This is a genomic window from Microbulbifer thermotolerans (genome assembly GCF_001617625.1).
GTDB lineage: Bacteria > Pseudomonadota > Gammaproteobacteria > Pseudomonadales > Cellvibrionaceae > Microbulbifer > Microbulbifer thermotolerans.
In genome coordinates, this window is record NZ_CP014864.1 from 425,005 (window position 1) to 438,586 (window position 13,582).

A 13,582-nucleotide genomic window follows, 5' to 3' on the forward strand; every position below is an offset into this window, starting at 1 on the left:
GCCAGCCCGGCAGAAGCCGGGACGTTTTTAGCCGGTTATCCTCCCCCCTTGTCGAAAAGATCTTCAGGGTGGTGAATTTTTATGCTAAGCGGGTAATTTATCATCAGGTAGACGACGTTTAAATAGGCGTCAAGAAAAAAATGGAGGTTTTTGTGGCCCAGTGCTATTTCGTCGCTGGCACCGATACCGAGGTCGGTAAGACCTATACCACTGCCGCACTGCTCGCCAGCGCCGCGGCGCGGGGATTGCGCACTGCGGCGGTAAAACCGGTCGCATCCGGCTGCGAGGAAACCGCGGATGGGCTGCGCAACAGCGATGCGCTTTTGCTGCAAGAGGCCATGACCTTGGATCTTCCCTACCAGCAGGTAAACCCCTTCGCGCTGGCGCCCGCCATAGCGCCTCATATCGCGGCGCGGGAGGCGGGCCGGCGGCTGGATTTGGGACGCATGGCCGGTGTTTGCCGGGGTGTTATGAGCGCCGGGGCCGATCTGGTATTGATCGAGGGCGCCGGCGGTTGGCGCACGCCCCTGGGACCGGGTGCTTTCCTTTCACAATTGCCGCGAGAATTGAACATCCCGGTGATTTTGGTTGTGGGCATGCGGCTCGGCTGTATCAACCACGCGCTGTTGAGCGCGGAGGCGATCCGCCGCGATGGCCTGGCGCTGGCCGGCTGGGTGGCTAACTTTGTCGGTCGGGATATGGCCCGTGCGGAGGAAAACCTGGCTACCTTGCGCAGTCTGGTGCCGGCGCCACTGCTCGGCACTCTGCCTTTCGATACCGCCGCTGACTACCGGCGTGCGGCGGTGCACCTGGACCTGGCGCCGCTGTTGGGGTGAAGTCCGTCTAAGGAACCTCTAATTAATTCGCGTGAACACAATAAGTAGGTTCCGGGACGCTCAGGCAATAGGACGGATATTTCGAAAACGCGCGAGTACTCCCCTGTAGCTCCGACGGATACATCCCTGTATCCGACGGTTTCGAAATATCCGTCCTATCACCTGAGCTTCACATCCGCCCCCGAAGAACCTCTGCCACCAGGAAATGAATTAATCAGAGGCTCCCTAACTCATTCGCGCGCGCGCACTTGGCTCCGGGGCGCATTCCAGCGCTGAATAGCCGCGGGCAGTTGACAAGGCCCCCCTGTGCGCCTAGATTCAAACGATTGTTTGAAACAACTGAATGAGGACCGGGAGCATGGCCGAATACAAGGCGCCACTGCGGGAGATGCACTTCCTGCTGCACGAAGTCTTTGCCGCGGACCAACTCTGGGCGCGCCTGCCGGGGTTGGCGGGCGCGGTGGAACGCGAGACCGCGGACGCGATTCTCGAGGAAATGGCCAAGCTGGCCGCCAATACCCTGGATCCGCTCAACCGCTCCGGCGACGAAGAGGGCTGTCACTGGGTGGAGGGTGAGGTCACCACGCCAGCGGGCATGAAAGAGGCCTATGCCACCTACTGCGAGGGCGGCTGGGGCGCACTGCTCGGTAACCCGGAGTACGGCGGCATGGGCATGCCGAAGATGCTCGGTGCCCAGGTGGAGGAAATGATCAACTCTGCCAGCATCTCCTTTGCCCTGTATCCAATGCTGACCGCCGGCGCCTGTCTGGCCATCGATACCCATGCGAGCGAAGCGCTGAAACAGAAATATCTGCCCAAGATGTATGAGGGCACCTGGGCCGGGGTGATGGATCTGACCGAACCCCACGCCGGAACAGATTTAGGCATGATCCGCACCAAGGCGGAACCCCAGGAGGACGGCAGTTACAGAATTACCGGCAGCAAGATCTTTATCACCGGCGGCGATCAGGATCTTTCAGAAAATATCGTGCACCTGGTTCTGGCCAAGCTGCCAGATGCGCCTGCGGGGTCGCGGGGTATTTCTCTATTCCTGGTGCCGAAATATCTGGTCAATGAAGACGGTAGTCTCGGCGAGCGCAATGGGGTCCACTGTGGTTCCATCGAGCACAAGATGGGAATCAAGGCCTCAGCCACCTGCGCGATGAATTTCGACGGCGCCAAGGGCTGGCTGGTGGGCGAGGTGAATAAGGGGCTAGCGGCCATGTTCACCATGATGAACTACGAGCGCCTCGGGGTCGGCATTCAGGGCCTGGGCGCGTCTGAACGCAGCTATCAAAACGCGCGCGAATATGCCCTCGAACGCATTCAGAGCCGCGCACCGAGCGGTCCCCAGCAGCCGGATAAGGCCGCGGACCCGATCATTGTCCACCCGGACGTGCGCCGCATGCTGTTGACCCAGAAGGCATTGATCGGCGCCGGCCGCGCGCTTTCCACCTATGTGGCCCAGTGGTTGGATATCGCCAAATTCGGCGAGGGCGAGGAAAAGCAGCATGCGGAAGGCATGGTCGCGCTACTGACCCCGGTGGCCAAAGCCTTTATCACCGATGCCGGACTCGAGTGCACCGTGCTCGGTCAACAGGTATTCGGCGGGCACGGCTATATCCGCGAGTGGGGCCAGGAACAGCTGGTGCGCGATGTGCGTATTACCCAGATCTATGAAGGCACCAACGGTATTCAGGCGCTGGACTTGGTGGGCCGCAAAACGGTGGCCAACGGCGGGGCTTATTTCGAGTTATTTGCCACTGACGTACAGGCGTTTATCGACCGCGAGGGCGGCCGCGAGGAAATGGCCGAGTTTGTCCTGCCGCTATCGGCCGGGCTGCAGTGCCTGAAAGAGGTCACCGCCAGTCTGATCGCCCGCGCCAAGGAAGACCCCAACGCCCCGGGGGCCGCTTCGGTGGAATATCTGCACCTGTTCGGCTATGTGGCTTATGCCTATATGTGGGCCAGAATGGCCGCGAAAGCACTGCCGAAGGCGGGGGAGGACGATTTCTACAAGGGACAGGTGAAGACGGCGCGCTTCTATTTCGCCCGCCTGCTGCCCCGCACCCAGTCCCTGGCCGCCAGCGTCAAGGCAGGCAGCGGCACTTTGATGGATATCGAGGCGGAGCTCTTCTGACCTTTCCCCATAGTGACGGGGCGCCTGTGTACCGGCGCCCCCGAACTTCTAGTTTTTCTCTAAGCAGGGCGCAAATTCACTGTGCTTTCTTAACAGACTCAGGCAATTCTTCTAAACTCGGACCGGCGGCGCCCGGCGCACCCGCGGCGAATAAGAACAATGAGCGCGATTGCCCATGTCCGAAAAGCCCGAGAAGAAACTCTCCGACGCAGACCAGGCAAGGGTCGACAAGTATTTGCACAGTGGCTTTAACCAGGTGGAGCGCAAGCCCTTCCGCCCCCTGTTACTGCTGTTGGTGATTGTCGTTGTGTTGAGCTTGCTGTCCCTGCTCAGCGTGTTTATCGCCAGCACTAAAGGCGTCGTGTAAACCTCTCTCCCACTGGGAACGCTTTGCGTTACATGCTCCCTAATGCCACTATGGTTTTCCATTCCTCCGGGCGCACCGGCTGAATCGAAAGCCGCCCCTGCTTTACCAGTACCATTTCTGCGAGATCTGGATTTTGCTTGATCTCTGTTAGTGGCACCGGCCGCGCGAACTCGCTCTGCCAGCGGATATCCACACAGTACCAGCGCGGCTTGTCCCCGCTCGCCTTGGGGTCGAAGTATTTGCTCCCGGAGTCGAACTGGGCCGGGTCCGGGTAGGCGGCGCGCACCACTTTGGCGGTGCCCACTACTGCGGGTACCTTGCAGGCACTGTGATAAAAGAGCACACAATCGCCTTTTTGCACACGGTCGCGCAGAAAATTGCGCGCCTGGTAGTTGCGAATGCCGTCCCAGCGGCCCGTTTGGCCCGGCTCGGCGGCCAGATCGCGGATGCTGTATTCGTCGGGTTCGGACTTGAATAGCCAGTAGTTCATATCGATGCCCTTGCGGCAGCCTGTCCTTATGTTGCGCCGGTTGGTATTTCTCCAGCGGCGGACGCCATTTAGTATGACAGCCAGTGAAAGTGTCAACCCGGCGCCGGCGGCGCCACGATACGGGAATTTATGGGCAACAATGCAATTCAATGGCTGTCCGAGCGGCTCTCCGCCCAGCACTGGCAGTACTGGGCGCTACAGTTGTGCGGCTGGGGCGGTTACACCCTGCTGACCTTTGTCGGCAGTTTTTTCTGGGTTAAGGACCACTGGATTCATTCCGGTTATATCGCCGTGGCCACCACTTCCGGTGTCCTGCTGTCGGAGGGCATGCGCCGGGGGTTTCAAAAGCTGTGGGATAAGCCGCCCGCGGCGCGCCTTCTCGGTTCTCTGGTGGTGGTGGCGCTGGCCGCGCTTGTGTGGGCGGCGATCAAATTCGGCGGCTCCTTGTGGCTGTATGGATCGGAGGACGAACACCCCGCGGTACTGGCGATCTATTGGTTTTCCTACTCGTTTTTGATTCTGATGACTTGGGCCGCACTTTATTACGGTATCAAGTACTACAAGGCCTCACTGACCCAGCAGGAGAAGGCCCTGCGCGCCGAGTCCATGGCGCACCAGGCGCAGTTGAAAATGCTGCGCTACCAGCTCAATCCTCACTTTCTGTTTAACACGCTGAACGCCATATCCACCCTGATTCTCGACAGCCAGGGCCGGACTGCCAACGATATGGTGTCGCGCCTGTCCCAGTTTCTGCGCCACTCCCTCGATAACGATCCAATGCAGAAGGTGACTTTGGCTAAAGAGGTGGAAGCGCTGATGCTCTACCTGGACATTGAAAAAGTGCGCTTTGCCGATCGCCTGGGGGTGAATCTGGATCTGGAGGGAGAGTCGCCGCGGGCGCTGGTTCCAAGCCTGTTGCTGCAGCCGCTGGTGGAAAACGCGATTAAATACGGGATTTCTCAGCGTGAATGGGGTGGGGAAGTGTCAATCAAGGCGCGTACTTTCGCCGGTGAGCTGCTGTTGGAAGTCAGTGATAACGGCCCGGGTATGTCGGAGAGAGAACTGGCGACGCTGGCGTCCAGATCGGGTAGCGGTTACGGTGTCGGTATCCGTAATACCTGTGAACGGCTGCGGGCGCTCTACGGCGACGAGCAGAAGGTACGTTTCTGCAACCGGGCCGAGGGTGGGCTGGCAGTCCATATTCGTATTCCCTACGAACAGGAATAAGGTGATGAACGGCAAGACTGACCCTCTAAGGGCGATAGTAATCGATGACGAGCCCCTGGCGCGGCGCGGACTGTGCCTGCGCCTGGATGAGATCGGGGGGATTGAAGTCATCGCTGAGTGCGGCAACGGGCGGCAGGGACTCGAGCAAATTCTCGAGCTGCGGCCCGATGTCGCTTTTGTGGATATCCAGATGCCCGGGATCAGCGGCCTGGAATTGGTGCAGCGGATTCCGGTGGAACAGCTCCCGCAAGTGGTGTTTGTCACTGCCTACGATCAGTACGCGGTGGAGGCCTTCGAGGTCAACGCGGTGGACTATGTGCTCAAACCCATTGAGGAAGAGCGCCTGGCCCTAGCGCTGGAAAGAGTGCGGGAAAAGATAGCCAATGCCGATATCGCCAGCCAGCGGGAACAATTATTGGAAGCGGTGGCAGGTCTAACCAAAGAAGCGCCCGAGGTGCTGGAGCAAAAACTGGTGGCGGGAGAACTGGGGGGAAGTGCCTACCCGGAGAAAATTGCCATCAAGGACTCCGGCAAAATTACTTTGGTACCGACGCGGGAAATTGATTGGATAGATGCGGCCGGTGATTACATGTGCGTGCACGCCAAGGGCGAAACCCATGTGATGCGTATTACGATGAAGGAGTTGGAGCAGCAACTCGACCCGAGAGTGTTTCAACGGATTCATCGCTCCACCATCGTCAACCTCAATCGCGTGTGTGAGATCTGCGCCCACATCAACGGCGAATATCACCTGGTACTCAATAACGGTGAGCGCCTGAAAATGAGCCGCAGTTACAAGAACAAGGTTCAGCACTTTCTGTGATGGATTGTCGTCCCCGAGACTGCGTCGCCAATGCGCTGCAATTGGTTCTCAAGAGCGCCTTTCGAGCGCACATCAATCAAAGTGGGGATTGGCATTTGCTCTGAATAGACTTCTTCACACGGTAGTAAGAGGAGGAAGTCCCATGCGTTATTTGATTCCCTTAATCCTGATGTGTTCCCTCGCCGGCTACAGCCAGGCGCAGGAACGGATGCGCTCTTTGCCCTCGGATTCTTCTCAAATCCAGTATATGGGCCAGACGTATTTTGCGCACAACGGTAAATATTATCGTTATATTCCGGACGGTGGTTATTACTATAGAGTGCAGCCGCCCAAAGGAATGGTCCGTGACGTGCAGCCGCACTTCTATCGTCTCACCCCGCGGGAATACCGCGCGACGATAACTACTATGGAGGATTGCCGTAACTGGGCCGCAGCGCGTGCCAGTCGCAACCCGGCCATTGGCGGTAAGATTTACATGACCGAGCTCAATCGCTGTAAGAGCATGCTGGGTCTGCAATAACCGCCCATAAATGAAACCGTTTTGCGCCGGCCGAAGAGCCGGCGCCTTCCCTTTTTTCTTTTCCTGTATTACCTGCGCTTAACCCACGGCCGGAGTCCCGGACTCAACAGCCGCGAGCATGCTACTGCATCCGCCGTTTCTCAATATACCCGCGCTCCGGAGAAATAATTTTCCGTGATGAGTGGGGGTGGACACCCCCGCTGAATAAACTTCCGGTAATTATGTGAAGAGGAGTAGCCGCCATGCGCTGCGCCACAGTACTTCTGCTCAGTCTCACTGTCACTTTTGCCTGGGCGAATGACAGAGGGGGACGTCAGCTTACCGGTACCTCGCAACTTCTCGTGCGCGGTGAAAGTTATTATTACGCTGGCGGATTGTTTTACCGCCCGACCAAAGGCGGTTACATGCGTGTCGATGCACCTGTCGGCGCGCGGGTTCCCTTTGTGCCTAAAATAAAAGGCACTTTTACTATGGGCGGTGAACGCTATTTCGTCGCGCACGACGGCACCTTCTTTTGGTACGACCCCAGGGGCGGAGATTACACCGTAGTGAATGAGCCTTACGGCTGGCGCGACTATTTCCGTGTGTCGCCGGAATACCGTGCAGTTCCAGTGCCCCGGCCGGTACAGTATGAGGAAATACCGCGCGCATACCCGCGCCCCTATGCCAGATACCGCGGTAATTACGGCGGCTACTGGGGCTACGGCTACTACGGCCGCTATGGTTTCCGTGACGACATCTACGATGAAAGTTATCGCGAGCGTAAATCCACCTGCCGGCGCATAGCGCGGGACCAGTCGCGTCGGGATAAGGTAGGACCCTACCGCCGCCAGCCGGGCAACTACTGGGATGAATATGAGCGCTGCATGCGTTAGGGAACCTTTGATTAATTCGCGTGAACACTATGGTAGGTTCCGGGGCACTCAGGCAATAGGATGGCCATTTCGAAAACGCACGAGTACTTCCCTACAGCTCCGCCGGATACATCCTTGTATCCGACGGTTTCGAAATGGCCGGCCTATCACCTGAGCTTCTCATCTGGCTCCAAAGCGTTTTTACGCCAGGAAGTGAATCAATCAGGGGTTCCTTAGATTCACGGTATGTCGCTACTTAGCGATCGCAATTTTTCTTTCCGCCGCACGCCCGGCTAGTCTTTAGAGGTTCCTTAGGGAATTTCCGCTGTCATTGTGCCGAGGGAAGGCCATGTTGAGGGAAAAGGATTTTTCCGCACGCTGCCGTGTGTGTGCACTAATCGCCACCATATTGCTTTCCGCCTGCGGAGGAGGAGGCGGCGGGGGCAGTCACTCCGGCGGTGACAAAGTGGTGTGTGAAACCAGCGACGCCATTGTCCCCCCAGACGGTTGCGGTCGTCTGCTGGTCGGTTTTACCGATCTGGACGGGGATTTCGTCCGTTATCAGGTTGCCATCACTTCACTGCGGGTTTTGCGTGCCAACGGTACAGGCATTGAGTTGTTGGAAAAAGACAACACCGTCGACCTAGTGCAATACAAAGGACTGGCGGAATTGGTAACCGCGGCGACACTTCCGGTGGATGTCTATGTGGGTGTGGAGATTACCCTCGATTACACGGACGCAGATATCCGCGTAGATGTGGACGGTGCAGCGGAGAAAGTGGAAGTGCGCTATCCGGATGGGCGCCGCGTCCGCGAGCTGAAATTGACACTGGATCTGGACCCCGATAACCGGCCGCTGGCAAGGCCAGTGCCGCCGCCGCTCCTGCTGTTGGATTTCAGCCTCACCGCTTCCCATATCGTCGACACTCGAGAAACACCGCCTTTGGTGGAAATCTATCCGGTGATCACCGCGGAAGCGAATCCCCCGCCGCCACAAAAATTTCGCCTGCGTGGCCCTCTGCTGGATGTGGACCAGCGCCAGCTCTCGTACCGCATCGCCCTGCGCCCTTTCTATCTGAGCAGGGGCCGTCAGGGTGGCGTTGAGATCTTTGTCGACGGCAATACTGAATGGGAGATTGATGGCGAGGTTTTTTTCAGCACCAATGGCTTGGCGGCCCTTGAGGAACAGCCCGCCGATACGGCCACACTCGCCTTCGGCCATTTCGATTCAGACAGGCACCGCTTTACGGCCAGCGTGGTCTACGTCGGCAGTAGTGTGCCGGGGGAAATTCAGGAGGCGTTGCACGGCCACGTACTGGCGCGCGAAGGCAATTTGCTGACGCTGATCGATACACGCTTGATCCGCACTGACGGCAGTGTCCTTTACGAAGATGAGCGGCAACTGCTGCTCCCCGTGGATACACGGGTGATAAGACCGGGTTTTTTTACCGCGCAGAGGACTTCTGCCGCCGTTTCCGTTGGGCAGCGCATTACCGCTCTCGGCCTGTGGAAAGATGCACAGTGGCTCAATGCCGCCGAAGTGCGTCTGTTGCCGACCGCATTGGATGCAACGGTAAACCGAGCCAGTGAAAAAACGCTCGACGTTACTACCCTGGCATTCGGCAACCGCGATTCCCTGTTGTTCGACTACGCCGGTACGGGGCGCGAAGAAGCCGACGATGCAGACCCATTCAACTATCTGGTCGACATACAATCACTGGAACCGCGCAAGTGGGCAAAGTATGCGCCGCTGCGTATTTTCGGTTATGTCGCAGCATACGGCAGCGCGCCACCGGATTTCGACGCCGTGGCTGTTGAGGACTTCACCGAGCGGGGCGCGCAACTGATGGTCACCTGGGCCGGAGACGGCAGCACGCAAGCGTTATTGAGTCTGGATGCGAATGGCCTGCGGCCGAACCTGGCAGCGGGTATTTTGGGCAGCGATTTTTATATCCGTCGCGGCGCTGTCTTTACCAATCTGTTGGATCTGAACCGCGCGATACTGCTACAACCGGTGCTGGAGCACGGACTTTACGCCATTGTCGCGGGGGACCTCATCAGGCTCTATTCGGACTTCGGAGCGTTCGCTGTCGATTTGGACCGCTATATCGTCGGTGGCGCCGCGGTAAAAATACTGCATGCCGAGGGCGGTTATCGCAGCGGCGCCGTTGTCATGAGCGTAAACCAATTGGAAGTGGTGCTGGGGAATATTGATTAATTTGCCTCGATGTGAAAAGGAAACTCCAACCCCGATGAGTAGCGCAAGTAACGCGATAGACCGTGCAAATCTGTCGGGTACAGGAAGGTGTCCAACGGAACGAGCGGGAAACGCGGGAAACCTTCGTGTTCTGCCCGGGATTTTTCCTTCGGAGCAGCTGCGCTCTATGACAGGCGAATACCGTGTTGTCTCTTTTCTCATTACCCGCGCTGTTGAGGTCGGTATCCGCATCCTGGTGTTTTTTATTCTGTGCCTGTTGTTGGGCGGAATCTCCCCGTTTGCCAATGCCCAGCTGCCCGGACAGAAAAAAGAGCAATTCGAGCCTGTGATTCCCAATTTCAGTGCTCCCTCCGCCGATTGGTGGAGCGGCTGGCCCGACGCCTCGCGAGAGGAGCGCCGGGAGTGGTTGCAGGACCTGACTCTCGCCTGGGAAGAATGGCGGAATCAATTGCCGGAAGAAGAGGGACTGCAAAAGCAGGCGGCAGCCATCGATAAAGCTTTGAAAGGGGTGGAAATCACCTGGCGCAAACACGCGGAATACCAGCGGATACCGCTGTTGCAAGACGTAAAATTCCCACCCGATCCGAATATCCTGACCTGGGCCGAGTCCGATGCCGCCGTGAACCGCGGGCGCCTGCGTCTATTCGGACTGCAGCTGGAGGCGCGCCAGCTGGACGATACTCTGAGCCAGTCGCTGGTCCAACTGCGCAAGCAGATAGTGCGTATGCGCGAGGCAAAAGGTCAGGCGAAAAAGGAATCCGCCGCACTGGCTCTGCTGCTGGCGCAGATTAACCAGCTAAATATCATTGAGCAGAGCGAATCCCTGCAGGACCAGTTGAAAGCCTGGCAGGAGCAGCTGGACCTGGCGGAGGGCCAATTGAACCGCATGCTCGCGGAACTGCAGTTTAGCAGCGAAGCCGGAGAGGCACTGGTAAAAGACATAGAAAAACAGACAGCGGAAATCGACCAACTGGCGGCGGAGCGCACGGCGCTACAGAGCGCCACAGTGGAATCGACTGAACCGGAGGCCAACCTGAAAAAAGACCTCGCCCTGATGCAGTTGGAGGTCGATTTGCTCGAAGGCTACCTGGAAAAGCGCAAGGATGAGTTACTGCTTTCCACTAACAGTGTACTGGGAGAAGTGGAAGAAAAACTCCCCCTGGTGGTGAGTCGTGATCTGGTGGATTCCGCGCGTACCCTGATCGATGGTATATCGCGACAACTGAATATCCGCCAGCGCCAAGTGGTCGCCTGGCGGAGCGAGGAAGGGCAGGAATTGGACCGCTGGTGGCGCGCCTTTGAGCGCATCGACAGCGGTTTGGCCCGGGCCCGCGACCTGATCGATGATGTACAGCGCTACGAGTTGGCGCAACTGCAGGTTTACAAGGAGCGCCAGGGGTGGTGGGCGACGGTACGAGAGCGCACTGGCTATTTTTCCGATCTCTTCTACCGCCGCTGGCGCGAATTGGCAGACTACCAGCTATTCACCATCGCCCAAAATCCCATTACCCTGCGCCAGATTGCCAAAATCATCTTTGTACTGGTGAGTGCCTGGCTGATTTCAGGGCTTACACGTCGTTTCCTGAACCGTTTGGTTCGCAAGAAGCGCGCCAGTGAACAGTCGATGTATAACCTCGGCCGGGTGCTGCACTACAGCATTATTGCTGTGGGGCTTGTGGTCGCGCTCGCCATGCTGGGACTGGATACCTCTAAGCTGGCGTTGGTGGCCGGCGCCCTTTCCGTGGGTATCGGTTTCGGTTTGCAGGCAATTTTTTCCAATTTTATTTCCGGATTAATTTTGTTGTTCGAGCAGCCGCTGCGCGTGGGGGATCTGGTGGAACTGGAATCCGGCGTTTTTGGTCGCATTCGCGATATCAACGTGCGTTCGACACGCATCACTACTCGCGACAATGTGGATATTCTGGTGCCGAATTCAGAGTTTGTTGCTGGTCGAGTGATCAACCACACATTGGAAGATCCAGTGCGCCGCATTCACGTTCCCTTTGGCGTGGCTTACGGATCGGACCCGGATCTGGTGCGCGAGGCGGCCATGGAAGCCGCGCGGCGGGTCAACATCACCCACACCGACTGGAAGCGCAAGACCGAGGTGTGGCTGATGGAGTTCGGCGAGAGCGCACTTCGCTTCAAGCTGGTGGTCTGGGTAAACAGCAATATGGTGTCTTCCCTGGGAGACCTCTATGCACTTTACAACCTGGAGCTGCTGCGTGAATTCCGAGAGAAGGGTATAGAGTTCCCCTTTCCCCAGCGGGATCTGCATTTGCGCAGTTGCGAGGCGCCGTTGCCGATAACGCGAAAAAACGGCAACTAGCCCTAGGGAACCTCTGATTAATTCGCGTGAACACTATGGTAGGTTCCGGGGCACTCAGGCAATAGGATGGCTATTTCAAAACGCACGAGTACTTCCCTATAGCTCCGACGGATACCGCCTTGTATCCGACGGTTTCGAAATGGCCAGCCTATCACCTGAGCTTCTCATCTGGCTCCAAAGCGTTTTTACGTCAGGAAGTGAATTAATCAGAGGTTCCCTAGATTTTGACGGTTTGTGATTGGGAAGTCTCAGCGGTATTCTGGGGCGCTAACCCACTAGTCACAGTAGATCGCTCCTGTGTTGATTATTCCCCTACAAAACAAGCCCGACTGGCGCCGGCCGCCACTGATGTGCTTTGCCTTGATTGCCATCAACCTGCTGGTGTTCGTGTTTTATCAGGGCGGCGATGAAGCGCGCTGGCAAAAAGCGGAAAACTACTACTTTTCCAGCGACTTGCCGGAGTTGGAGGAGCAGCGTTTCCTGATCTATGTCAACGAAGTCCGCCCCGAGTGGCGCACTCAGGTGGATGCCCAGGGAGAGGACTTTGTCTACCGCGAACTGCTGTGGAACCCGGAATTTCACCACTGGCTTGTGCGGCACCTGAAGGAGGAAGGTGAAGCCGAATGGCTGGCACAGCGGCAACACTTCGCTAAATTGCGCGATCGTCTCAGCAGTATCGCCTATGGGCTGGTGCCCGCCGAACCGAGACCGTCGGGACTCATCGGCCATATGTTTTTGCACGGTAGTTGGGATCACCTGATCGGCAACATGGTGTTCCTGCTGCTGTTTGGACTGTCGGTGGAACTGGCACTGGGCGGATTGTGGTTCGCCGGCCTTTACCTTGCGGGCGGTCTCGCCGCCGCGGGCCTGCATATGGCCGTGGAGGCGGGCAGCCCGGTGCCCATGGTCGGCGCCTCCGGCGCCGTGTCCGCCGTCATGGGCATGTTTGTCGCCGTCTACGGCGTACGCCGCATGCGATTTTTCTATACCATCGGCTTTATTTTCGGCGAATTTAGCGCGCCGGCCCTGATGGTGTTGCCCCTGTGGCTGGCCAAGGAAATCTTCGGGTACTTTTACGGCGATGCGGGTATCGCCTACTGGGCCCATACCGGCGGCCTGCTGGCCGGATTCGTCTTCACCCTTATACTGCTCAGCTACCGTCCCGCAGTGAAGCAAATGCCGATGGAGGATGAACCGCCGTCGCCGCAGCAGGGCGCAATAGCGCGCATCGACCGGTTTCAGGAGGAAGGCAAACTGCTCGAAGCCGCACAGGCCGCCACCATGGCAATTCGCCAGTACCCCCAGTCGCTGCCACTGATTGAGCGCGCCATCGCGTTAACCGCCTCAGCACCGGAAAGCGAAGCCTACCACCGCGCGAATCTCGCGCTCTTCGCGCTGGCGGATAATACCGAAATCGACGCCCGTGCCCTGTCTAACGGCTATCACCGCTACCTGCAAACCAGCACAAACCCACGCGCCCTGACACCCAAAGCCTGCCTCCTGCTGGCCCGCCGTGCAGCGCGGGAACACGACTGGGCGTGGCTGGAAGCGCTACTGCGCCGCTTGTTGCGCCAGCGGGTGGATCACCCATTGCTGCCCAAGCTGGGAATGACCCTGGTGAACCACTACCGACGTGTAGGAGAGGAAGCACAAGCGCGAGAGATTTTGGATCTGCTGCAATTGAAAACGAGCGTATAGAATTTGCAGCGGAGAGAACTGCGCGCTCAGCGGAAAAATATGTCCGTACGCAATTATGTATTGGCTGATACTGCGTTTGC

At 57.9% G+C, this 13,582-nt stretch carries 11 protein-coding genes; 10 read left to right on the plus strand and 1 reads right to left on the minus strand.

The features are described 5' to 3' along the window. The first annotated feature begins 152 nt into the window (after positions 1–152). From bioD to A3224_RS01730, 3 genes are all read left to right on the plus strand, one after another. A complete protein-coding gene (gene bioD, locus A3224_RS01720; RefSeq protein ID WP_067157285.1) occupies positions 153–836 on the plus strand; it encodes a dethiobiotin synthase in 684 nt (227 codons plus the stop codon). A 358-nt stretch (positions 837–1,194) separates the two neighbouring features. Continuing rightward, a complete protein-coding gene (locus tag A3224_RS01725; protein ID WP_067150656.1) occupies positions 1,195–2,976 on the plus strand; it encodes an acyl-CoA dehydrogenase C-terminal domain-containing protein in 1,782 nt (593 codons plus the stop codon). Between the two features lie 175 nt (positions 2,977–3,151). Further along, the gene (locus tag A3224_RS01730) at positions 3,152–3,343 is read left to right on the plus strand and encodes a DUF3094 family protein (RefSeq protein WP_067150659.1); all 192 of its coding nucleotides are present in this window, start codon (positions 3,152–3,154) and stop codon (positions 3,341–3,343) included. 28 nt (positions 3,344–3,371) lie between these two features. Here A3224_RS01730 and A3224_RS01735 read toward each other — a convergent pair whose 3' ends face one another. Beyond that, a complete protein-coding gene (locus A3224_RS01735) occupies positions 3,372–3,833 on the minus strand; it encodes an EVE domain-containing protein (protein WP_067150662.1) in 462 nt (153 codons plus the stop codon). A gap of 129 nt (positions 3,834–3,962) precedes the next feature. Between A3224_RS01735 and A3224_RS01740 the strand changes: the two genes are divergently transcribed. From A3224_RS01740 to A3224_RS01770, 7 genes are all read left to right on the plus strand, one after another. Next, the gene (locus A3224_RS01740; protein WP_067150664.1) at positions 3,963–5,060 is read left to right on the plus strand and encodes a sensor histidine kinase; all 1,098 of its coding nucleotides are present in this window, start codon (positions 3,963–3,965) and stop codon (positions 5,058–5,060) included. A 4-nt stretch (positions 5,061–5,064) separates the two neighbouring features. After that, the gene (locus tag A3224_RS01745) at positions 5,065–5,883 is read left to right on the plus strand and encodes a LytR/AlgR family response regulator transcription factor (protein WP_067150667.1); all 819 of its coding nucleotides are present in this window, start codon (positions 5,065–5,067) and stop codon (positions 5,881–5,883) included. A 142-nt stretch (positions 5,884–6,025) separates the two neighbouring features. Continuing rightward, a complete protein-coding gene (locus A3224_RS01750) occupies positions 6,026–6,403 on the plus strand; it encodes a hypothetical protein (RefSeq protein WP_067150670.1) in 378 nt (125 codons plus the stop codon). A gap of 242 nt (positions 6,404–6,645) precedes the next feature. Then, positions 6,646–7,278, plus strand: coding sequence for a DUF6515 family protein (locus tag A3224_RS01755; protein ID WP_067150673.1), 633 nt, complete (start codon positions 6,646–6,648; stop codon positions 7,276–7,278). 328 nt (positions 7,279–7,606) lie between these two features. After that, positions 7,607–9,475, plus strand: coding sequence for a hypothetical protein (locus A3224_RS01760; protein WP_067150676.1), 1,869 nt, complete (start codon positions 7,607–7,609; stop codon positions 9,473–9,475). Positions 9,476–9,641: 166 nt separating this feature from the next. Beyond that, positions 9,642–11,804 (plus strand): mechanosensitive ion channel domain-containing protein, encoded by a 2,163-nt coding sequence (locus A3224_RS01765; protein ID WP_067150678.1) that lies wholly within the window; start codon positions 9,642–9,644, stop codon positions 11,802–11,804. A 297-nt stretch (positions 11,805–12,101) separates the two neighbouring features. Then, complete coding sequence (locus A3224_RS01770; RefSeq protein ID WP_067150681.1) at positions 12,102–13,502, plus strand: rhomboid family intramembrane serine protease; 1,401 nt, start codon at positions 12,102–12,104, stop codon at positions 13,500–13,502. Positions 13,503–13,582: the final 80 nt, after the last annotated feature.